The sequence below is a fragment of the Roseateles sp. GW821-FHT09H10 genome (genome assembly GCF_059415865.1).
Map to the genome: position 1 here is coordinate 137,984 of NZ_JBWKOB010000007.1, position 20,129 is coordinate 158,112.

The 20,129-nt window shown below is 68.2% G+C and carries 18 protein-coding genes and 1 pseudogene; 15 read left to right on the forward strand and 4 right to left on the reverse strand.

Features of this window, described 5'->3' with window-relative positions; translation table 11 throughout:
- The first annotated feature begins 14 nt into the window (after positions 1-14).
- Positions 15-494 (forward strand): chemotaxis protein CheW, encoded by a 480-nt coding sequence (locus tag AC07OY_RS26630; RefSeq protein ID WP_495045620.1) that lies wholly within the window; start codon positions 15-17, stop codon positions 492-494.
- A 233-nt stretch (positions 495-727) separates the two neighbouring features.
- Here AC07OY_RS26630 and AC07OY_RS26635 read toward each other — a convergent pair whose 3' ends face one another.
- The 4 genes and pseudogenes from AC07OY_RS26635 to AC07OY_RS26650 form a co-directional block, all read right to left on the reverse strand.
- Positions 728-1,663, reverse strand: a complete 936-nt coding sequence (locus tag AC07OY_RS26635) for an OmpA family protein (RefSeq protein WP_495045621.1) — start codon at positions 1,661-1,663, stop codon at positions 728-730.
- A gap of 31 nt (positions 1,664-1,694) precedes the next feature.
- The gene (locus AC07OY_RS26640; RefSeq protein ID WP_495045622.1) at positions 1,695-2,102 is read right to left on the reverse strand and encodes a DUF4398 domain-containing protein; all 408 of its coding nucleotides are present in this window, start codon (positions 2,100-2,102) and stop codon (positions 1,695-1,697) included.
- 193 nt (positions 2,103-2,295) lie between these two features.
- Positions 2,296-2,526, reverse strand: a pseudogene (locus AC07OY_RS26645) (Bax inhibitor-1 family protein); the annotation flags it as partial.
- 133 nt (positions 2,527-2,659) lie between these two features.
- The gene (locus AC07OY_RS26650) at positions 2,660-2,875 is read right to left on the reverse strand and encodes a hypothetical protein (RefSeq protein ID WP_495045623.1); all 216 of its coding nucleotides are present in this window, start codon (positions 2,873-2,875) and stop codon (positions 2,660-2,662) included.
- A gap of 221 nt (positions 2,876-3,096) precedes the next feature.
- On the opposite strand from AC07OY_RS26650, the gene AC07OY_RS26655 reads away from it, so the two are divergent.
- The 14 genes from AC07OY_RS26655 to AC07OY_RS26720 all read left to right on the forward strand — a co-directional run bounded on the left by AC07OY_RS26655 (position 3,097) and on the right by AC07OY_RS26720 (position 20,125).
- On the forward strand, positions 3,097-3,240 hold the full coding sequence (locus tag AC07OY_RS26655) for a hypothetical protein (protein ID WP_495045624.1): 144 nt from the start codon (positions 3,097-3,099) through the stop codon (positions 3,238-3,240).
- 159 nt (positions 3,241-3,399) lie between these two features.
- Positions 3,400-4,548, forward strand: a complete 1,149-nt coding sequence (dgoD, locus tag AC07OY_RS26660; RefSeq protein WP_495045625.1) for a galactonate dehydratase — start codon at positions 3,400-3,402, stop codon at positions 4,546-4,548.
- Positions 4,548-5,438: a 2-dehydro-3-deoxygalactonokinase gene (locus AC07OY_RS26665; protein WP_495045626.1), complete on the forward strand. Its 891-nt coding sequence runs from the start codon at positions 4,548-4,550 to the stop codon at positions 5,436-5,438. Before dgoD ends, AC07OY_RS26665 begins: the two co-directional genes overlap by 1 nt.
- Before the next feature lies 1 nt (position 5,439).
- The gene (locus AC07OY_RS26670) at positions 5,440-6,057 is read left to right on the forward strand and encodes a 2-dehydro-3-deoxy-6-phosphogalactonate aldolase (RefSeq protein ID WP_495045627.1); all 618 of its coding nucleotides are present in this window, start codon (positions 5,440-5,442) and stop codon (positions 6,055-6,057) included.
- Between the two features lie 38 nt (positions 6,058-6,095).
- Positions 6,096-8,492 (forward strand): beta-galactosidase, encoded by a 2,397-nt coding sequence (locus AC07OY_RS26675; protein ID WP_495045628.1) that lies wholly within the window; start codon positions 6,096-6,098, stop codon positions 8,490-8,492.
- Between the two features lie 141 nt (positions 8,493-8,633).
- A complete protein-coding gene (locus tag AC07OY_RS26680) occupies positions 8,634-11,264 on the forward strand; it encodes a TonB-dependent receptor (protein WP_495045629.1) in 2,631 nt (876 codons plus the stop codon).
- Positions 11,264-12,160 carry an SMP-30/gluconolactonase/LRE family protein gene (locus AC07OY_RS26685; protein WP_495045631.1) on the forward strand — a complete coding sequence of 299 codons (897 nt, stop codon included), beginning with the start codon at positions 11,264-11,266 and terminating at the stop codon, positions 12,158-12,160. The genes AC07OY_RS26680 and AC07OY_RS26685 overlap by 1 nt, the downstream gene beginning before the upstream one ends.
- 18 nt (positions 12,161-12,178) lie before the next feature.
- On the forward strand, positions 12,179-13,150 hold the full coding sequence (locus AC07OY_RS26690; protein WP_495045775.1) for an arabinose ABC transporter substrate-binding protein: 972 nt from the start codon (positions 12,179-12,181) through the stop codon (positions 13,148-13,150).
- A complete protein-coding gene (gene araG, locus AC07OY_RS26695; RefSeq protein ID WP_495045632.1) occupies positions 13,147-14,661 on the forward strand; it encodes an L-arabinose ABC transporter ATP-binding protein AraG in 1,515 nt (504 codons plus the stop codon). Before AC07OY_RS26690 ends, araG begins: the two co-directional genes overlap by 4 nt.
- 35 nt (positions 14,662-14,696) lie before the next feature.
- Positions 14,697-15,644 (forward strand): L-arabinose ABC transporter permease AraH, encoded by a 948-nt coding sequence (araH, locus tag AC07OY_RS26700; RefSeq protein WP_495045633.1) that lies wholly within the window; start codon positions 14,697-14,699, stop codon positions 15,642-15,644.
- A gap of 142 nt (positions 15,645-15,786) precedes the next feature.
- Entirely contained in the window at positions 15,787-16,950 is a 1,164-nt protein-coding gene (locus AC07OY_RS26705) for a glycoside hydrolase family 53 protein (RefSeq protein WP_495045634.1), read from the forward strand.
- Positions 16,947-17,714 (forward strand): SDR family oxidoreductase, encoded by a 768-nt coding sequence (locus AC07OY_RS26710; RefSeq protein WP_495045635.1) that lies wholly within the window; start codon positions 16,947-16,949, stop codon positions 17,712-17,714. The genes AC07OY_RS26705 and AC07OY_RS26710 overlap by 4 nt, the downstream gene beginning before the upstream one ends.
- A complete protein-coding gene (locus AC07OY_RS26715; RefSeq protein ID WP_495045636.1) occupies positions 17,711-18,664 on the forward strand; it encodes a LysR family transcriptional regulator in 954 nt (317 codons plus the stop codon). Before AC07OY_RS26710 ends, AC07OY_RS26715 begins: the two co-directional genes overlap by 4 nt.
- A gap of 39 nt (positions 18,665-18,703) precedes the next feature.
- Complete coding sequence (locus AC07OY_RS26720; protein WP_495045637.1) at positions 18,704-20,125, forward strand: dihydrolipoyl dehydrogenase; 1,422 nt, start codon at positions 18,704-18,706, stop codon at positions 20,123-20,125.
- The last annotated feature ends 4 nt before the right edge of the window (positions 20,126-20,129 follow it).

Consider the following 20,129-nt stretch of genomic DNA (forward strand, 5'->3'; position numbering starts at 1 on the left):
ACCAAGGACGTCCCATGACAGCTCTTTCTATCCCAGAACAGGCCGCCGTCGGCTCAGCCGACGCCGTGGCGAACCAGGTCCTGACCTTTCGCCTCGGCCCGGAACACTATGGCATTGACATCCTGGCGGTGCAGGAAATCCGACATTTCGAGGAGCCGACCCGGATCGCTCAGTCCGCCAACCATCTTCTGGGCGTTCTGAACCTGCGCGGCGTCATCATGCCGGTCGTGGATCTGCGTCGTCGCCTGGGACTTGCGGACGGGCGCGATCACAACACCGTGACAGTGATCGTGAACGTCGCTGGCCGCACGGTCGGCCTGGTCGTTGATGCCGTGTCCGAGGTGGCGGCACTCAGGCCGGCTCAGATCCAGCGGCGTCCGGCGCTGGTAGCCAGCGCAAGCTCCGACTACATCTCTGGCCTGGCCCAACTCGACGCTCCACCAGCGACCTTGCTACAGCTGGTCAACCTGGTCGCGCTGCTGCACGATCTCTGAAACTTGGTTCGGGAAGACCAGTCAGTCGGCGAGCTGCGGCAGCAACGTGTCAGTTCACGTGCAATGCCGCGCAGCGTGGCCGTGTTGCCTTCCACGCTGATCTCGTGCTGCGGCGCCGCAGGCCTCCCTGCAGGGACTTGACCGGTGTCAAGACACGCCCTGCCTGTGATTTCACGCAAGGCAGGTGGAGATCGATCCGGACGATGCCCAGGGTCGACCCCTGCAGACGTGCCCTACTTCCGGACAAGATCGCCGTTTTGCCGGGCGAACACGACTTCAACGCGTCGGTTCATTTGCCGCCCTGCTTGTGTGTCGTTGCTCGCCACAGGGCTTTCCTCGCCGAAGGCTTGGGTGCTGAGCTGCTCGCCGGACACGCCCAGACGGACCAGTGCCGCCATCACGGAATGCGCCCGGCGGTTCGACAGCGCCTGGTTGGAATCCGCGCTGCCGACGCTGTCCGTGTAGCCTTCGATGGAGGCATGGCGCTCGGGGTTGCGCATCATGAACTCGGCGAGCTGGTTCATATTGCGCTGGCCTGCGGGGCGAAGCCGCGACTCACCCGTGTCGAACAGCAGATCACCCAAGGTGACCACCATGCCGCGGTCCGTCTGTCGCGCATTCATCTCGCGCAGCTGCGACTGCAGATCGCTCACCTTGGAGTCGCGCCGCGCGACACGTTCTCGCTCCGCCAGCGTGTTGGCCTCAGCCTGAACCAGCTGCGCGGACTTCGCAGCGCTTGCCTGCTCGGCCACGGTCTTCTGAGCTTGCGCCATGTCCGCTTCGCGGGTGCGAAGCTCCAGGCGCATGCGGTCACGCTCCGCACCAGCGCCGGCGACCACCAACTGGGCGTTTCGGCTGAGCGCCGTTTCTTCGGCAATGACCACTTGCTGGAGCGCCATGTAGGACAGGTGGTTGACCTGGCCAACGGGTTCACCGTTGACGAGGGCTGCATCGGCGCGGCGAAGCGATTCGCGCGCTCGCGCCAGTTCATCCACGGCCATCGCCACGGTCGTGGGTTGCCCTTGCGCAGCGTTCAACCGGGCGCGCGCCTGTTCCAACTGGCTGTTGTGGATCGGCGTGGACGAGCAGGCCACCAGCAGCGCCAGACCAGAGGCGATCGCTGAGGTGAGCAGCGTTCGGGCGGGCAATGAATGGATTCGGATGTTCATGGTGTGTCTTTCTGGGTAGGTGGAGGTGCTTTCAACGCACGGTCTTGCGTTGGATCTCTTCGGCAAGCGCGCGGCCGGCGTCTTGCGACTCCTTGGCCGCCCTGCCTGAGCGCACTCCTTCGGCATGCAGTTCAGCGACACGAGCGTCGATCTCAGCCTGCTCGGACAGCATGCGCGCACGGTCCGTGTCGCCTGCGGCAACGGCAGCCTGTGCTGCGATGAGCTTGTCGGTGGCAACGCGCAACTGCGCTGGCGCATCTGCAACCGTGCTGGGCGTGCTGGCACGTTGGACGGCTGACACAGCCAAGGCAAGCTGAGGCGGCGCTTTAGGCGTCGAAGCACATGCCACGAGAATCAGGGCAACTGACAGCGCAGCAATCATCCCGGTCAGGGGGCCGCGGGCGGCGGGGATGGCATGGTGAGAACGAGTCGGGTTCATGTGGGCTCCTCGGGTAGGCCGCTGTTGCGGCAACGCCGGCCAAGCCGGCGACCCAGTGCCCTGGCGGGATCCCCGCCCAGCGCGCTGTGCAACTGACTCTGAGGTCGCGGGCTCATGCTGTCTGTCCGGCAGCGCACATCGAGCAGGTCTGGGCAGGCGGCCCACGGCAATCGCAACCCAACCCATTGCACGCTTGCTGCAGTTGGAGTTCCATAAAGACGGTGAACGCCAACAGCACCGGCACGCCGGCCGCAGAGTTCCTTGTCTTCTCGACGGCGAACACGAGGCCGAAGGCGCCCACGAGGAAGACGATGGCGCTCATGCCCGCGCCCATCCCGTTCATCAGGCCGGTCGACACCCCGATCCACGCTCCAAGCATGGTCGGCACCATGGACAGAGCGAGCAGCCAGTCGGTGTTGCGAAGCCCAGGTCGCGTGCGGCCGCTACCGAGCCTTCAGCAGCAGAGGGCACAAGCGGTTCAACGAGCGGGGTCCGACAGTTTCTTGGGGTCTATTCAGCAATGGCCTGTCAGCAGCCCACAGCGCAAGACTCGCTGCTCAGCGGTACCCGGCGCTGGGGCTGGGCAGGCGAACGGCGATGCCGGGCTGGGTTTCGTAGAGCTGGTCCATTTGCAGCGTCAGCGCACTGATGGTGGTGCACGCCTCCAGATAGTGCTCTTCGCCCATCACGCCTGCGGCGCGCCACGCATCCCGTGACCTTTCAGCCTTGGCAATGCGTTGCTGGAGAGAAGCGAGATCGTGTTCGAAGTGCATGCTTGACACCATTGAGTGGGGAGGTTGGCCTGGATCCTCAGCCAGAGCAGTGCTGCCGTCGGTGCGACCCCGCACACAGTCACGAGATGAGCCCCACCATCTGGCGTCCGCCAGCAGTGACGGTGACACCGACCGTGGAAAAATCCCATCGCAATGAATCGCAGTGCCTCGTTCGCGCCGGTACCGCATCGTTCCATGCCAGCAATGCATAGGGTTAACCCTTGCAACTCCTGGTAAAAACCCTAAGATTCGAGCCGTCAACAACGAAGAAAGGGAAAGAAATGGAACTGCTGATCGTGATCCTGACGCTGTCCACCGTGGCCGTCATCGCTCAACTGGCTGACGTCACCTCCAAGCGCGGCTGAGCGCAACACACCGACCGAGGGGGCTGCTTTGCAGCCCTTTTGTTTTTTGGCGCCGCCATTGATGCATATGAAAGTCATATAGCTCATGGCAAAGAATCGATATTTCAGAACTAGCAGCCCCTCCTAAGCTGACGGCCGTTCCTGTAGCAGACACGGCCCATGCGAATCACCAAGCTGACGACCTACCGCCTCGCGCCGCGGTGGATGTTCCTGAAGATCGACACCGACGCCGGCATCAGCGGCTGGGGCGAGCCCGTCATCGAGGGCAAGGCCCGCAGCGTCGAAGCCGCCGTCCACGAGTTCGAGCCCTATCTGATCGGCCAGGACCCGTCTCGCATCAACGACCTCTGGCAGGTCATGTACCGCGGCGGCTTCTACCGCGGCGGCGCCATCCTGATGAGTGCCATTGCCGGCATTGACCAGGCGCTGTGGGACATCAAGGGTAAGGTACTGAACGCCCCCGTCCACGAGCTGCTGGGCGGCCTGGTGCGCGACAAGATCAAGGTCTATTCCTGGGTCGGCGGCGACCGGCCGGCCGACGTCATCCGCGACATCAAGCGGCTGCGCGAAGGCGGCTTCGACACCTTCAAGATGAACGGCTCCGAGGAGATGGGCCTCATCGACAGCGCCCGCAAGGTGGATGAGGCCGTGGCCCGCATCGCCGAGATCCGCGCGGCCTTCGGTCACGACATCGAGTTCGGCATCGACTTCCACGGCCGCATCGGCGCGCCCATGGCCAAGGTGATGCTGAAGGCGCTGGAGCCCTACCGCCCGCTGTTCGTCGAGGAGCCGGTGCTGGCCGAGCAGGACGAGACCTATGCCCGCCTGGCCGAGCACACGGCCATCCCGCTGGCGGCCGGCGAGCGCATGTATTCGCGCTTCGAGTTCAAGCGCGTCTTCCAGGCCGGCGGCCTGTCCATCGTGCAGCCCGACCTCTCGCATGCTGGCGGCATCACCGAGTGCATGAAGATCGCCTCCATGGCCGAGGCCTATGACGTGGCCCTGGCGCCGCATTGCCCGCTGGGCCCGATCGCGCTGGCGGCCTGCTTGCATGTCGACTTCGTCTCGCACAACGCCGTGCTGCAGGAACAGAGCATGGGCATCCACTACAACCAGGGCGGCGAGCTGCTCGACTATGTGGTGAACAAGGAAGACTTCCACATCGAGGACGGCTATATGAAGCCGCTGACCAAGCCGGGCCTGGGCGTGGTGGTCGACGAAGAGAAGGTCATCGCGGCCAGCAAGGTCGCGCCCGACTGGCGCAACCCGCTCTGGCGCCATGCCGACGGCAGCGTCGCGGAATGGTGATGAACGCAAGACTCATCGCGCTGGACTGGGGCAGCACGCGGCTGCGCGCCTTCCTGCTCGGGGCCGACGGTGCCGTGCTGCAAACGCGGCAATCGGAGCAGGGCGCCTCGACCTTGTCGGGTGAACCTGCTTTTGTTCAGGCGCTCGCAGCCATCGTGGAAGGCTGGCCCGCCCTGCCTCTGCTGGCCTGCGGCATGGTCGGCAGCCAGCATGGCTGGCGCGAGGCGGCGTACGCGCCCTGCCCGGCCGATGCCACCGCGCTCGCCGGTGCGGCCCTGCAGGTCAGCGACAAGCTCTGGATCCTGCCCGGCCTGATGCACGACGGCGCCCAACCCGACGTCATGCGCGGCGAGGAGACCCAGATCGTCGGCGCCCTCGCCTTGCGTCCCGAACTGGCTGCTCAATCCTGCCTGGTGCTGCCCGGCACGCACTCCAAATGGGCCCGTGTCGAGGCCGGCCGGGTGACGGGTTTCGCCACCCACATGACGGGCGAGCTGTACGCGCTGCTGCGCCAGCATTCCGTGCTGTCCCGCCTGATGCCGGCCGATGGCAGCGCCCCGCCCTCCCCTCAGGCCTTCCTGGCCGGCGTGGACGCTGCGCGCGAGGACGGCGCCCTGGGGCATCAACTCTTTGCGGTGCGCACGCTGGGCCTGTTCAAGCGCCTGCCACCCGCGGACCTGCCCGACTACCTCTCCGGCCTGCTGATCGGCCACGAGATCGCCCACGAACTGAAGGCCAACGCGCCCGCACGCCTGGCCCTCATCGGCGACCCGGCCCTGTGCGAGCGCTATGCGCTGGCCCTGGGCCGCTTCGGCATCCCCGCGCCGCTGCAGCTCGACAACACCGCGCCCGCCGGCCTCTGGCAGCTGGCGCTTACCCTGGGGCTCTGACATGCTGGATCAGGCACTGCAACAACTCCCCCTCGTCGCCATCCTGCGCGGCGTCAAGCCCGACGAGGTCGAGGCCATTGCCGACGGCCTCTACACCGAAGGCTTCCGCGTCATCGAGGTGCCGCTGAACTCGCCCCAGGCCCTGGATTCCATCGCCCGGCTGGCGCGCCGCATGCCCGGCGATGCGCTGATCGGCGCTGGCACCGTGCTCAGCGCCGATGCCGTGCGCGACGTGCAGATCGCCGGCGGCAAGCTCATCGTCATGCCCCATGCCGACGTCGCCGTCATCCGCGTCGCCAAGGCGCGCGGCATGGCCTGCGTGCCGGGTGCGGCGACGCCGACCGAGGCCTTCGCGGCCCTGCAGGCGGGCGCCGATGCGCTCAAGCTCTTTCCGGCCGAACTGGTCACGCCGCCGGTCGTCAAGGCCATGCGCGCCGTGCTGCCCAAGGAGCTGCGCCTGCTTCCGGTGGGCGGCATCACGCCCGAGACCATGGCCGTCTACCGGCGCGCCGGCGCCAGCGGCTTCGGCCTCGGCTCGGCCCTCTATGCACCGGGTCTGAATGCGTCCGAAGTGGCGCAAAGGGCCAAGGCCTTCGTGCAGGCCTGGCACGCGTTCTGACAGCAGCGCGGCCGCAAGAAAAAGACAACGGAGACCTCATGAACCGCATACTCACGCTGTGCGCGGGGCTGGCGCTGGCCGCGCTCGGCCCGGCGGTCAGTGCCGACACGCTGCTCAAGCTCGACGCCCGTGCCGACGCGCCGGCGCCGACGACCGGCCATCTGCAGCTCGGCAGCGCCCGCACGCCCAAGGGCCAGACCCTGGCCGTCAACAGCCAGTACCTGCTGAAGGATGGCAAGCCCTGGCTGCCCGTCATGGGCGAGTACCACTACACGCGTGCGCCGGCCTCGCAGTGGGCCGACCAGCTGCGGCTGATGAAGGCCTCCGGCCTCGACATCGTCGCCAGCTATGTGTTCTGGAACCACCACCAGGAGCAGCCCGGCGCCTTCAACTGGAAGGGCAACCACGACCTGCGCCGCTTCGTGCAGCTGGCCCAGGCCGCCGGCTTGCACGTTGTCGTTCGGCTGGGCCCCTGGGCGCATGGCGAAGCGCGCTATGGCGGCATCCCAGACTGGGTCGTCGACAAGATGCCCACGCGCGGCAACGACGCCGAATACATGGGCCATGTCGAGAAGCTCTACGCCGAGATCGGCGCCCAGCTCAAGGGCCTGCTGTGGAAGGACGGCGGCCCCGTCATTGGCGTGCAGCTGGAGAACGAATACAACCTGCGCGGCGCTGGCCGGGGCGAGGAGCACATCAGCGCGCTGAAGAAGCTGGCGCTGAAGGCCGGCATGGATGTGCCGCTGTATACCGTGACCGGCTGGGACGGCGCGGTCTATCCGTCCGGCGAGGTCTCGCCCGTCTTCGGCGGCTACCCCGACGAACCCTGGGCGACCAGCACCAAGGAGCTGGCGCCCAAGGAGACCCACGCCTTCCGCTTCGACACCCGCGTCAGCGGCGACCTCGGTGCCCAGACCCAGTCCCATGCGCCCGGCACGGCCGAGACCGACAAGGACAAGGTGCCCTTCTTCGGCGCCGAATACGGGCCCGGCCTGCCCGCCATGTACCGCCGCCGCACCCTGGTCTCGCCCGATGACATCGCCGCCATGCTGCCGGTGCAGATCGGCTCCGGCGTCAACCTGTTCGGCTACTACATGTTCCACGGCGGCCGCAACCCGGTCGGCATCGGTGGCACGGGGCTGGAGGAGAGCACGCTGAGCGGCGGCTACAACGACACGCCGCGCATCAGCTACGACTTCCAGGCGCCTCTCGGGCCGGATGGCCAGCAGCGCCCGGTGCTTTCCAAGCTGCGGCCCTTGCACTACTTCCTGCGCGACTACGGCGCCCGGCTCGCGACGATGACGGTGCGCCAGCCCGAGCGCACGCCCGCCAACCCGGCCGACCTGCAGACGCCGCGCTGGGCGGTGCGAAGCCAGGGCGACAGCGGCTTCCTGTTCTTCAACAACCATGTGCGCCAGTACCCCATGCCGGCGCAGACCGGCGTGCGCTTCGAGGTGCAGCTGCCGGGCGGTGTGCTGACGCTGCCGAGCCGGCCGGTCGACATCCCGACCGGCGCCTATTTCATCTGGCCGCTCAATCTCGACCTCGACGGCGTGCAGCTGCGCTACGCCACGGCCCAACCGGTGGCGCGGCTGGATGCGGGCGCCCAGGGCATCGTGCATGTTTTCGCGCCCACGCCTGGCGTGCCGGCCGAGTTCGCGCTGGCCGATGGCGTCAAGACAGCGTCATCGCAAGGCGGCCAGATGCTGCCTCTCGGCAAGGCCGGTGGCCGCGCGGTCAGTGCTTTGCTGCTGTCCCCTCAGGAGGCCGAGCAGCTGCAGATCCTCGACATCGCCGGCCAGCGCCGCCTCGTCTTCAGCGAGCAGCAGGCCTGGGTGGCCGACGCCAAGCTGCAGTTGCGCGGCCTGGCGACGCAGGCCCTGCATGTGGCCGTCTTCCCTGCCCTGCCCAAGCCCAAGGCGCCCGGCCTGCAGGTCCGCCAGGACGGCCTCCTGCAGCATCTCGAGTTCAAGGCCGAGGCCGGCGAGCCGGCACTGCAGATCACCGCCACCCGTGCCGCTCGCAATGCGCCCCCGGTGCTCAAGGGCGGCCTGGCCAAAGCCGCCCTGCAGCCCATCCCGGAGGCCTTTGCCAGCGCGGCGACCTGGTCGCTGAAGCTGCCGCAAGACCTGGCACACCAGGCCGAAGACGTGCTGCTGGAACTGGACTTCGTCGGCGACATCGGCCGCGTCTTTTCCGGCCCGCGCATGCTGGACGACTGGTACTACAACGGCCAGCGCTGGCAGATCGGCCTGCGCCAGTTCGCGCTCAAGCCCGGCGCAGAACTGCAGCTCAGCGTGCTGCCACTGCGCGCCGACGCGCCCATCTACATCGACGCTGCGCATCGCCCGAACTTCGCCGCCGGCCAGACCCAGATCGCCGAGCTGCGCGCGGCCCGACTGCTGCCTGTTCGCCGCGTCGCCATCGCGCCGTGAGCTATGCCAAGTCTCGATAGTTAAGACGTGATATTCGATTAGTGCGGAATGAAACCCATCCGTAACTTAGGGGCCCCGGTGCAGCAGCACCGGGAGGGCCATCGAGCCCACACAAAACAAAGACCCCCGGAGAGAGAACAAATGCGAACCACTCAACCTCGTCGCCACCATCTGGCGGGAGCCGCCGCGCTGCTCTGCGCCCTGCCCGCCTGGGCGCAGCAGCCGGCCAACAAGGAGTCGCTGGAGACCGTCGTCGTCACCGGCATCAAGGCCAGCCTCAGCAAGGCCCAGGACCTCAAGCGCAACGCCGACCAGATCGTCGATTCCATCGTCGCCGACGACATCGGCAAGCTGCCCGATGCCAATGTCGCCGAAGCCCTGCAGCGCATCGCCGGCGTGCAGATCTCGCGCAACCGTGGCGAAGGCGACCGCGTGCAGGTGCGCGGCCTCAGCCAGACGCAGACGCTGCTGAACGGCCGCAGCATCTTCACCGCCGGCAAGGAGCGCGGCCTGTCCTTCCAGGACGTGCCCGCCGAGTTGCTGGCCGGCGCCGATGTCTACAAGACGCCGACGGCCGACCAGGTCGAAGGCGGCATTGCCGGCCTCATCGACCTGCGCACCCGCAAGCCCTTCGACTTCACCGGCAGCAAGATTGCCGCGACGCTGAAGAGCAGCTATGCCGACCTGGCAGGTAAGAACAAGCTCGAAGGCTCGCTGCTGGCCAGCAACCGCTGGGACCTCGGCGGTGGCCAGCAATTCGGCGCGCTGATCAGCATCGCCAGGCAGAAGCGCGACTACCGCGCCGACACCCAGGAGCTGAGCGCGCCCGCCCAACTGGCCGACGGCTCCGGCCCCTATGCGCCCACCGGCGTGTGGAACTCCTACGAGCTCGGCTCGCGCGACCGCACCGGCGTGACCGCGGCCCTGCAATACCGCCCGAACCGCGACACCGAGTACGCGCTGGACGTGCACCACACGCGGCTCAAGACCCAGACCGACACCTACGGCTTCTACGGCTCGCCCTTCTGGGCCAACTGGACGGCCGCGACCAACCTTGGCGCCTTGTGGCCGAACGGCACGCCGACCCAGGACGCCAACGGCAATCTCGCCAAGGGCGTGTTCTGGGGCGCCAGCATGAGCACTTCGGCCTTCGTGGCCGACAACGACACCAAGACGACGCAGGCCGCGCTGAGCGGCAAGTGGAAGCTGGCGGACTGGAGCGTCAAGTCCGAGCTGGGCCACACCAGCAGCGACTTCAGCCGGCTCTACCAGGAAGCCCGCCTCGGGGTCTGGACCAACAACCCGCAGTTCGGCTTCGACCTGACGACCGAGCTGCCCTCCGCCTACCCGGTGCTCGGCGGCGCCAGCGACCTGACGACGCCGTCGCAGTACTGGGCCGACAAGGCCCTCTACTTCCGCCAGGAGAACACCGGCAAGGAAACCACCTTCCGCCTGGACGGCGAGCGCCGCTTCGAGGGCCTGCTGTCGCGCGTGCGCACCGGCCTGCGCCTGTCGGACCGCAAGGCGACCAGCGCCGAGATCAACACCATCGACAACATCTGGAGCAGCGCCGGCACCGGCACCGTCGGTGGCGCCGTTCCCGCGCTGGCCAGCAAGATCGGCGTCATCGCCTACGACGACCTGCTGAAGACGGCCGGCGAGGGCAACACGCCGCGCCAGTGGCTGTCGGTCACCGACCTGGGCTGGCTGCGCGATCCCGCCACCGCCCGCGCGGCCCTGGGCCTGACGGTGCCCAGCTTCGACGCGCCCCAGACCTTCGACTACCGCGAGAAGACGCAAGCCGTTTATGGCGTGGCCGACTTCGACAGCGAGCTGGCCGGCCTGCCGTTGTCCGGCAATGTCGGCCTGCGCTATGTGCGCACTGAAGGATCGCGCCGCTATGTGACCGCCAGCGGCACGCCGACGGCGCTGGACAGCAGCGCCAACGAATGGCTGCCCAGCCTGAACCTGCGCATGGACCTCAGCGACAAGCTGGTGGCGCGCCTGGCCGCTTCCAAGGTCGTCACCCAGCCCAACTTCGACCAGCTGACGCCCTCGCTCAGCCTCAACGCCAACGACCGCACCGGCTACCTCGGCAACCCGGCCCTGGGCGCCCTGCATGCCCGCCAGCTGGACCTGTCGCTCGAGCTCTACCTGAACAAGAGCGACCATGTCTACGCCGCCGCCTTCCACAAGCGCGTGGATGGCTTCCTGCAGACCAAGACGCAGAGCCTGGTCTACGGCGGCACGACCTACACCGTCTCCACGCCCGGCAATGGCGAAGACGGCAGCATCAAGGGGCTGGAGCTGGGCTACCAGGCCTTCTTCACCAGCCTGCCCGGCGCGCTGCGCGGCCTCGGTGTCCAGGCCAACTACACCTACGTCGACAGCTCCGCCCCTGGCCCCCTCAATGGCCAGAAGACGCAGCTGGAAGGCCTGTCTCGCGACAGCTTCAACGTCGTCGGCATGTACGACTACGAGCAGCTCGCGCTGCGCCTGGCCTACAACTGGCGCAGCAAATACCTGGCCGGCACCAGCAACTACTACCCCAGCAACGGCACGGTCATTGCGCAGACGCCCATCTTCCTGAAGGGCTACGGCATGCTGGACGCCTATGCCAGCTGGGCCGTCACGCCCCAGCTCAAGCTCGCCGTCGAGGCCAACAACCTCACCCGCACGGTGCGCAAGAGCTATTACGGCATCGCCGACATGGCCCGCGGCGCCTATGCCGACGACCGCCGCTACGCCGTGTCCCTGCACATGGACCTGTGATGCAACTGAACGGCACCCTCGATCTCGCCCTGGCCCAGACCGCCATGCTGGGCGAAGGCCTGCTGTGGCGTGACGGTCGCTGGTGGTGGACGGACATCGAGGGTGCCACGCTGAATGCCTGGCGGCCCGGCGATGCGGCGGCCCTGGCCTGCCGCCTGCCGGACCGGCTGGGCAGCTTCGCGCACTGCCGCTCCGGCCGCGTGCTGCTCGGCCTGGCCAAGCGCGTCGCGCTGGCGACCGTGGGCGATGGGTTGGAGCTGGGTCAGTTGCAGACGCTGGCGCCGGTCGACGCCGCCGAGCCGCGCACCCGCGTCAATGACGGCCGCACCGACCGCAGCGGCCGCTTTGTCTTCGGCACGCTGAACGAAGCCAAGGAGCGCCGCGCCATCGGCAGCTTCTACCAATACGCCATGGCCCATGGCCTGCGCCGCCTGGCCCTGCCGGCCGTGGCCATCGCCAACAGCATCTGCTTCAGCCTCGATGGCCGCACCATGTACTTCTGCGACACGCTGACCCAGCGCATCCAGCAGTGCGACTACGACAGCGACACCGCCCAGGTCGACAACATCCGCCCGTTCACGCAGATGGACAGCAAGGGCGCCTGGCCCGACGGCTCCGTCATCGACGCCGAAGGCTGCCTGTGGAACGCGCAATGGGGCGCCGGCCGTGTGGCACGCTATGACCCCGAGGGCCGGCTGATGGGCATGTTGAGCGCCCCGGCCGCCCACACCAGTTGCCCCGCCATCGGCGGCGAGGGCATGGACCAGTTGATGCTCACCACCGCCCGCACCGAGCTGAGCCGTGACGCCCTGGCCGCCCAGCCGCTGTCCGGCAGCCTGTTCGGCCTGCGCCTGCCCAAAGCGCTAGGGGTGGTGGACGCCCTGTTTGAAGACTAAGGAGACGACGACATGAAGATGCAAAGACGCGCCCTCGCCCTGGCCCTGCTGGCCGCACCGCTGGCGACGCTGGCGGCCGAACCGGTCAAGGTCGGCTTCCTCGTCAAGCAGGCCGAGGAGCCCTGGTTCCAGGACGAGTGGCGCTTTGCCGAACAGGCCGCCAAGGACAAGGGCTTCACCCTCGTGAAGATCGGCATCCCCAATGGCGAGAAGATGATGGCCGCCATCGACAACCTGGCGGCCCAGAAGGCCGTCGGCTTCGTCATCTGCGCGCCCGACGTCAAGCTCGGCGTGGCCGTCAACCGCGCCGCCAAGCGCCACAACCTCAAGGTCATGTCGGTGGACGACCAGCTCGTCGACGGCGCCGGCAAGCCCATCGCCGACATCCCCCACATGGGCATCTCGGGCTACGAGATCGGCAAGCAGGTCGGCCAGGGCTTGCTCGCCGAGATGAAGGCGCGTGGCTGGAAGCTCGACGAGGTCGGCGTGCTGCGCGTGGCCTTCGACCAACTCCCCACCGCCAAGGACCGCACCCTGGGCGCCGTCGACGCGCTGAAGGCCGCGGGTGTGCCGGCCGGCAATGTGGTTGACGCACCGCAGGCCAAGACCGATACGGAGAGCGCCTTCAACGCCGCCAACATTGCCTTCACCAAGAACGCCAAGTTCAAGCGCTGGGTAGCCTTTGGCCTGAACGACGAAGCGGCCCTGGGCGCCGTGCGCGCTGCCGAGGGCCGCGGCATCAAGCAGGACGCCATGCTGGCCATCGGCATCGGCGGCAGCCAGACGGCGCTCAACGAGTTCACCAAGCCCACGCCGACGGCCTTCTACGGCACGGTGCTGATCAGCCCCAAGCGCCATGGCTACGAGACGGCCGTGGCGGTCTACGAGTGGGCCACGGCCGGCAAGACACCCCCCCCGGTCACGCTGACCAGCGGCATCCTGATGACGCGCCAGAACCAGGCGGAACTGCGCAAGCAAATGGGTCTGTGATGTCGTCCCTGCAGTTCGACAACATCAGCAAGGTCTTCCCGGGCGTCAAGGCGCTGAACGGGGTGAGCTTCGAGGCGCGGCCGGGCCAGGTCATGGGCCTGCTCGGCGAGAACGGTGCGGGCAAGAGCACGCTGCTGAAGATCCTGGGCGGCCAGTACAAGCCCGACGGCGGCCGGCTGGTCGTCGACGGCCAGGAGCGCCACTTCACGTCCGCCGGCGATGCCATCGCCGCCGGCGTGGCCATCATCCACCAGGAGCTGCAATACGTGGCCGAGCTGACCGTGGCCGAGAACGTGCTGCTGGGCCGGCTGCCGACACGCTTCGGCTTCGTCGACCACAAGGCCGCGCGCCGGCTGGTGGCCGAGCAGCTCGCGTCCATCGGCGTCGACCTGGACCCGGCCGCGCGCCTGTCCGAGCTGTCCATCGCCCAGCGCCAGATGGTGGAGATCTGCAAGGCCGTCATGCAGGACGCCAAGGTCATCGCCTTCGACGAGCCCACCAGCAGCCTGTCGCATCGCGAGACCGAGATCCTGTTCCGGCTGGTGAAGCGCCTGCGCGCCGAGGGCCGCACGCTGATCTACATCTCGCACCGGCTGGAAGAGCTGTACGAACTCTGCGACGCCTGCACCATCTTCCGCGACGGCCGCAAGATCGTCACGCACGACGTGATGGCCGAGGTGCCGCGCGAGCGGCTGATTGCCGACATGGTCGGCCGCGAGCTGCAGGATATCTACGACTACCGCGCCCGCCAGCACGGTCCCGTGCGCCTGGAGGCCCGTGGCCTGCACAGTGCCCGCCTGCCCGAGCCGCTGAGTTTCGCGATGCGCGGCGGCGAGGTGCTGGGCTTCTTCGGCCTGGTCGGCGCCGGCCGCAGCGAGCTGATGCGCCTGCTCTACGGCGCCGACGCGCGCCGGGGCGGCGAGGTGCTCCTGGATGGCAAGACCGTCTCTGCATCAGGCCCTTCAACGGCCATTGCAGCGGGCATCGTGCTCTGCCCCGAGGACCGCAAGGAGCAAGGCATCCTGGCCCACTCCTCGGTGGCCGAGAACATCAACATCAGCTGCCGCCGCCACGGCCTGGCGGGCGGCGTCTTCCTGCGCCACCGCCAGGAGGCCCGGCGGGCCGACGACTTCATCCAGAAGCTGCGCGTCAAGACGCCCAGCCGCGAACAGGAGATCCGCCTGCTGTCGGGCGGCAACCAGCAGAAGGTCATCCTGGCGCGCTGGCTGGCCGAGCCGGGGCTGAAGGTCCTCATCCTCGACGAGCCGACGCGCGGCATCGACGTGGGCGCCAAGAACGAGATCTACAAGATCATCCACGACGTGGCCGCAACGGGCTGCTGCGTCATCGTCATCTCCAGCGAGCTGCCCGAGGTGCTGGGCATCTCCGACCGCCTCATTGTCATGCGCGACGGCCGCATCAGCGGCGAACTATCGCGCGAACAAGCCAGCGAGACCGCCGCACTCGCCCTGGCCCTACCCGACGGAGCGCCTGCCGCGCCCCTGCACTGATCATGAACACCACCACCCTTGCTCCACGCCCCGCCATGACGTCTCCCGCCCGAGCCCTGCTCAAGGAACACAGCATGACGCTGGGCTATGCCCTGCTCTTCGTCGTGCTGGCCTTCAGCGTCGAGAACTTCTTTTCCAGCGCCAACATCGTCGGCCTGCTGCTGTCGGTGGCCCAGATCGGCATGGTGGCCTGCACCATGATGCTCTGCCTGGCCTCGCGAGACTTCGACCTGTCCGTCGGATCAACCATTGCCTTTGCCGGCGTGCTGGGCGCCATGGTGCTGGAGCGCACCGGCAGCGTGGCGGCCGCCATCGGCGGCGGCCTGGCTGCGGGCGCGCTGATCGGGGCCGGCAACGGCGTGCTGATCGCCTATCTGCGCGTCAATGCGCTGATCGCCACGCTGGCCACCATGCTGATGGTGCGTGGCCTGGCCTTCATCGCGTCCCAGGGCCAGGCGGTTGGCATCGCTGACGAGAGCTTCTTCGCCTTCGGCGACACCGTGGTGCTGGGCCTGCCGCTGCCGATCTGGATGACGGTGGTCTGCTTCATCATCTTCGGCGTGCTGCTCAACCACACCGTCTTCGGCCGCAACACGCTGGCCATCGGTGGCAATCCCGAGGCCGCGCGCCTGGCCGGCGTGAAGGTCGAGCGCCTGCGCGTTTGGATCTTCCTGCTGCAGGGGGTGGTGGCTGCGCTGGCCGGCCTGATCCTGTCGGCCCGCATCACCAGCGGCCAGCCCAATGCGGCCACCGGCTTCGAGCTGGACGTCATCTCGGCCTGCGTGCTGGGCGGCGTGTCGCTGTCGGGCGGCAAGGCACGCATCTTCGGCGTCGTCATCGGCGTGCTCATCATGGGCACGGTCGAGAACGTGATGAATTTGTTGAACGTGGATGCGTTCTATCAGTACCTGGTGCGTGGCCTGATCCTGCTGGCTGCGGTCCTCCTCGATCAACTGAAGACCCGAGGCGAGCGTCGTGCTTGAAACGATGGAGCCCCGTGCCCAAGGCAGACCTTGGTCGGTCCCCCGAGGGGGCGGCGATGCTTGCCGGATTGACCGGCAAGCACATCGCCAGAGCGGGCCGGCTCGGGAGCGGCCCAGCGCTCGGCCCGCGGGGAGCTGTTGAATGGCCCTCCAACGTCGAACCCTGCTGGCCTCGTCGCTGGCAGTCGCCCTGCCGGCGCAGGCTTCCACACCGCTGCTGGCCGGCGGCGACATCTCGGCCCTGACCTGGATGGAGCGCTCCGGCGCCGTCTACAAGGACCGTGAGGGCCAGCCCGGCGACTGCCTGGCCCTGCTGAAGCGCTACGGCCACAACATCGTGCGCATCCGCCTCTATGACCACACCGGCTCGGGCACGGGTGCCGACGGCTGGTACTGGCCCGAAGCCTCCATGGACCTGCCCGACGTGCTGGCCCTCGCCCGCCGCGCCAAGGCACAGGGCCTGCAGATCCAGTTCACGCTGCACTACAGCGACTTCTGGACCAACTCCAAGACCCAGGACCCGCCTCATGCCTGGCGCCGCGAGTTGGCCAGGCTGCCCGACGACAAGGCCCGCTTCGAGCGCCTGCTGGCTCTTGTCGAAGCACGCACCAGGGAAGTCATGCAGGCCCTGGTGGATCAGGGCACGGCGCCCGAGTTCGTGTCCCTGGGCAACGAGATCGAGCATGGCCTGCTCTACCCCTGGGGCCGCACCAGCGACTGGACGCGCCTGGGCGCCCTGCTGAAGGCAGGCCATGCGGCCGTCAAGGCCGTCAGCCCGGCGTCGCGCGTCGTGCTGCATCTGGACGATGGCGGCAACGAGGCCAAATACCGCGACTGGTTCGACAACGCCCAGGCCCAGGGCGTGAAGTGGGACGTCATCGGTTCGTCCTACTACCCCTTCTGGACGAAGAAGAACGTCAGCCAGCTGATGGCCTTCTGCGAGGCCGTCACGGCCCGCTACGACAGCGACCTTCTCGTCATGGAGGCCGGCTTCAACTTCGCGCCGACCAAGCCCGACGGCTGGCCCGGCCAGCTCGAGCACAACGGCCCCTACCCGGCCAGCATGAGCAGCCCCGAGGGCCAGCGCGACTTCATGGCCGAGCTGCTGGCCGCCTGCAAGGCCCAGCCGCGCGTGCTCGGCGTCCTCTACTGGGACCCGATCATGATCGCCAACCGCCAGGTCGGCTGGGCGCTGAAGGAAGGCTCGGGCGAGCCCGGGCCCAACGTCGTCTCCAACACCACCCTGTTCGATTTCAAGGGCCGGGCCCTGCCCGTGCTCGACATCTGGAAGCGCTACACGCAATGAGTTCCCGTCTGCAAGGCAAGGTCGCGCTGGTGACCGGCTCCACCCAGGGCATAGGCAAGGCCGTGGCCCGCCTCTTCGTCGCCGAGGGCGCCAAGGTCATCCTCAACGGCCTGGCCGCCGACGCGGAGCTGGGCGCAGCGCTGGTGAGAGAACTGGGTGAAGACAACACCCTCTTCATCGCCGCCGACATCGCCGACGAGGCCGCCGTGCAGGCCATGGCCGCGCGCGGCGCTGCGCGCTTCGGCCCCATCAATGTGCTGATCAACAACGCCGGCATGGATGTCTTCACCGAGCCGCTGGCCATGACGACGGCCCAGTGGCAGCGCTGCTTCGCCGTGGACCTGGACGGCGCCATGCACTGCAGCCGCGCCGTGCTGCCCGGCATGCTGGCCGGTGGCGGCGGCAGCATCGTCAATGTCGCCTCGGTGCACGGTCACCGCATCATCCCCAATGCCTTCCCCTATCCGGTCGCCAAGCATGCGCTGATCGGCATGACCAAGGCCCTGGGCATCCAGTACGCCGCGCAGAACGTGCGCGTCAACTCGATCTCGCCGGGGCTGATCCTGTCCGAGCGCGTCGTCGAATGGCTGGCCAACTCGCCCGCAGATGCCAGGCGTCAGGTCGAGCTGCTGCCGCCCAAGCGCATCGGCGAGCCCATCGAGGTTGCCTACACTGCCCTCTTCCTGGCCAGCGACGAAGCCCGCTTCATCAACGCGACCGACATCCTCATCGACGGCGGCCGGTCGCAGCTCTATCACGAATGACAGACCCACGTTCGGACCGCTTCGTCCGCTCCCACCTGAAGACCCGCCAGCTCGTGCTGCTGGTGGAGCTGGGGCGGCATGGTTCGATCCTGCATGCGGCCCAGGCGGCCAACCTGACCCAGCCGGCCGCCTCCAAGCTGCTGGCCGACCTGGAGCATGCCCTGGGCGTCAAGCTCTTCGAGCGCCTGCCGCGCGGCGTGGCGCCGACCTGGTATGGCGAGGTCATGATCCGCCGCGCCGGCGCGGCCCTGGCCGAGCTGGACGCCGGCCACCAGGAGGTCATGGAACTGCTGTCAGGTCTGTCGGGCCGCGTGGCCGTCGGCGCCGTGCTGACGCCGTCCACGACGCTGCTGCCCGCCGCCATCGTGCTGCTCAAGCAGCGCCAGCCGCGGGTGCATGTGGCCATCTCGGTGGACACCAGCAAGCTCCTCATCCAGCACCTGCAGAACGGCGAGCTGGATCTGGTCATCGGCCGCGTGCTGGACAGCGAGTCGGCCGCCCAGCTCAGCTTCGAGCCGCTCACCGACGAGCCCCACAGCCTCATCGTGCGCGCCGGCCACCCGCTGGCGGGCCGCAGCGACCTGAGCCTGCCCGAGCTGGCCCGCCAGAGCTGGATATTGCCGCCCGGCGGCAGCATCCTGCGCGACCGCCTGACGGCTCTTTTCCTCAGCGCCGGCCTGGACCAGCCCCAGCAGACAGTCGAGACCCTGTCTCTGCCCGTCGTCACCAGCCTGCTCGGCCAGTCCGACATGGTCTCGGCCCTGCCCGAGGAACTGGTCCGGCCCTATCTGGAAACCGGCCTCCTGACGGTGCTCGACTTCGACCTCGGCCTGCGCATGGACGCCTATGGCATCGTCACCCGCCGCGGCCATCAGCTGTCGCCGGGTGCCGAGCTGATGCTGCATTGCCTGCGCGAGGAAGCCACACGGCGGCACCTGCCCACGGGCTGACCGCTATCCTGTCCCGGATCAGGCAACCGGGACCATCCCATGACCCTCTCCTGCGACGTCGCCATCATCGGCGCCGGCACCGCCGGCATGGCCGCCTACCGCGCCGCCCGTGTGCACACCGACAAGGTGCTGCTCATCGAAGCGGCTCACTACGGCACCACCTGCGCCCGCGTCGGCTGCATGCCCAGCAAGCTGCTGATCGCGGCGGCCGAGGCCGCTGAAGCCGTGCGCGAGGCCCATCGCTTCGGTGTGCAGGCCGAGGCGCCGCGCATCGACGGCCGCGCCGTCATGCAGCGCGTGCGGGATGAGCGCGACCGCTTTGTCGGATTCGTGCTGGAGACCATCCACGGCTGGCCCGAGGCGACGCGGCTGTTCGGCCGCGCCCGCTTCACCGGCCTTGGCACCCTTGATGTCGAGGGCCAGCAGATCAAGGCCAGGACCGTCGTCATCGCCACCGGCTCGCGGCCCTTCGTGCCCCCCGGCTGGCGCGAGCGCCTGGGCGCCAGGCTGCTGATCAACGACGATGTCTTCGACTGGGTCGACCTGCCCAAGTCGCTGGCCGTCGTCGGTGCCGGCGTCATCGGCCTGGAGCTGGCCCTGGCCCTGCACAAGCTCGGGGTGCGGGTGCGCTTGTTCGCGCGCGGCAATCGCGTCGGCCCGCTGACCGATCCCGAGTTGCAGCCCCTGGCTCGGCAGCTGTTTGCCCAGGATCTGCCGCTGACGCTGAATGCCCAGGACCTCGACCCGGTGCTGGATGGCGACGATGTCGTCATGGCCGGGGAGCGCTTCGAGGCCGTGCTGTGCGCGGCCGGCCGCCAGCCCAATCTCGACGGGCTGGGACTGGAGACCCTGAACCTGCCGCGCGATGCCCAAGACCGTCCGCTGATCGACCGCCACACCAGCCAGTGGGGCGGCATGCCGGTCTTCATCGCCGGCGATGTGACCAATGACAGGCCGCTGCTGCATGAGGCCTCCGACGCCGGCCGCATCGCCGGCGACAACGCGGCCCGCTGGCCCGATGTGCACCACCGCCCGCGCCGCACGCCGCTGGCCGTCGTCTTCAGCGAGCCGCAGATCGCCATTGCCGGCGCCAGCCATGCGGAGCTGGTGGCCGGCGGCCGCGAGTTCGACACCGGCCGTGTCAGCTTCGCCGACCAGGGGCGCAGCCGCGTCATGCTCGTCAACCGTGGCGGCCTGCATGTCTATGCCGAGCGCGGCACGGGCCGGCTGCTGGGCGCCGAGATGATCGGCCCGGCCGCCGAGCACCTCGGCCATCTGCTGGCCTGGAGCGTGCAGCGCGGCGACACCATCCAGCAGATGCTCGATTGCCCTTTCTATCACCCCGTCGTCGAGGAAGGCCTGCGTACCGCGCTGCGCCAGCTGCACAGCGACCAGCACCTGCCTGCGCCGCCCATCGAGGACTGCATGGACTGTGACACCGAGGCCGAGGTCGGCGGCTAGGATG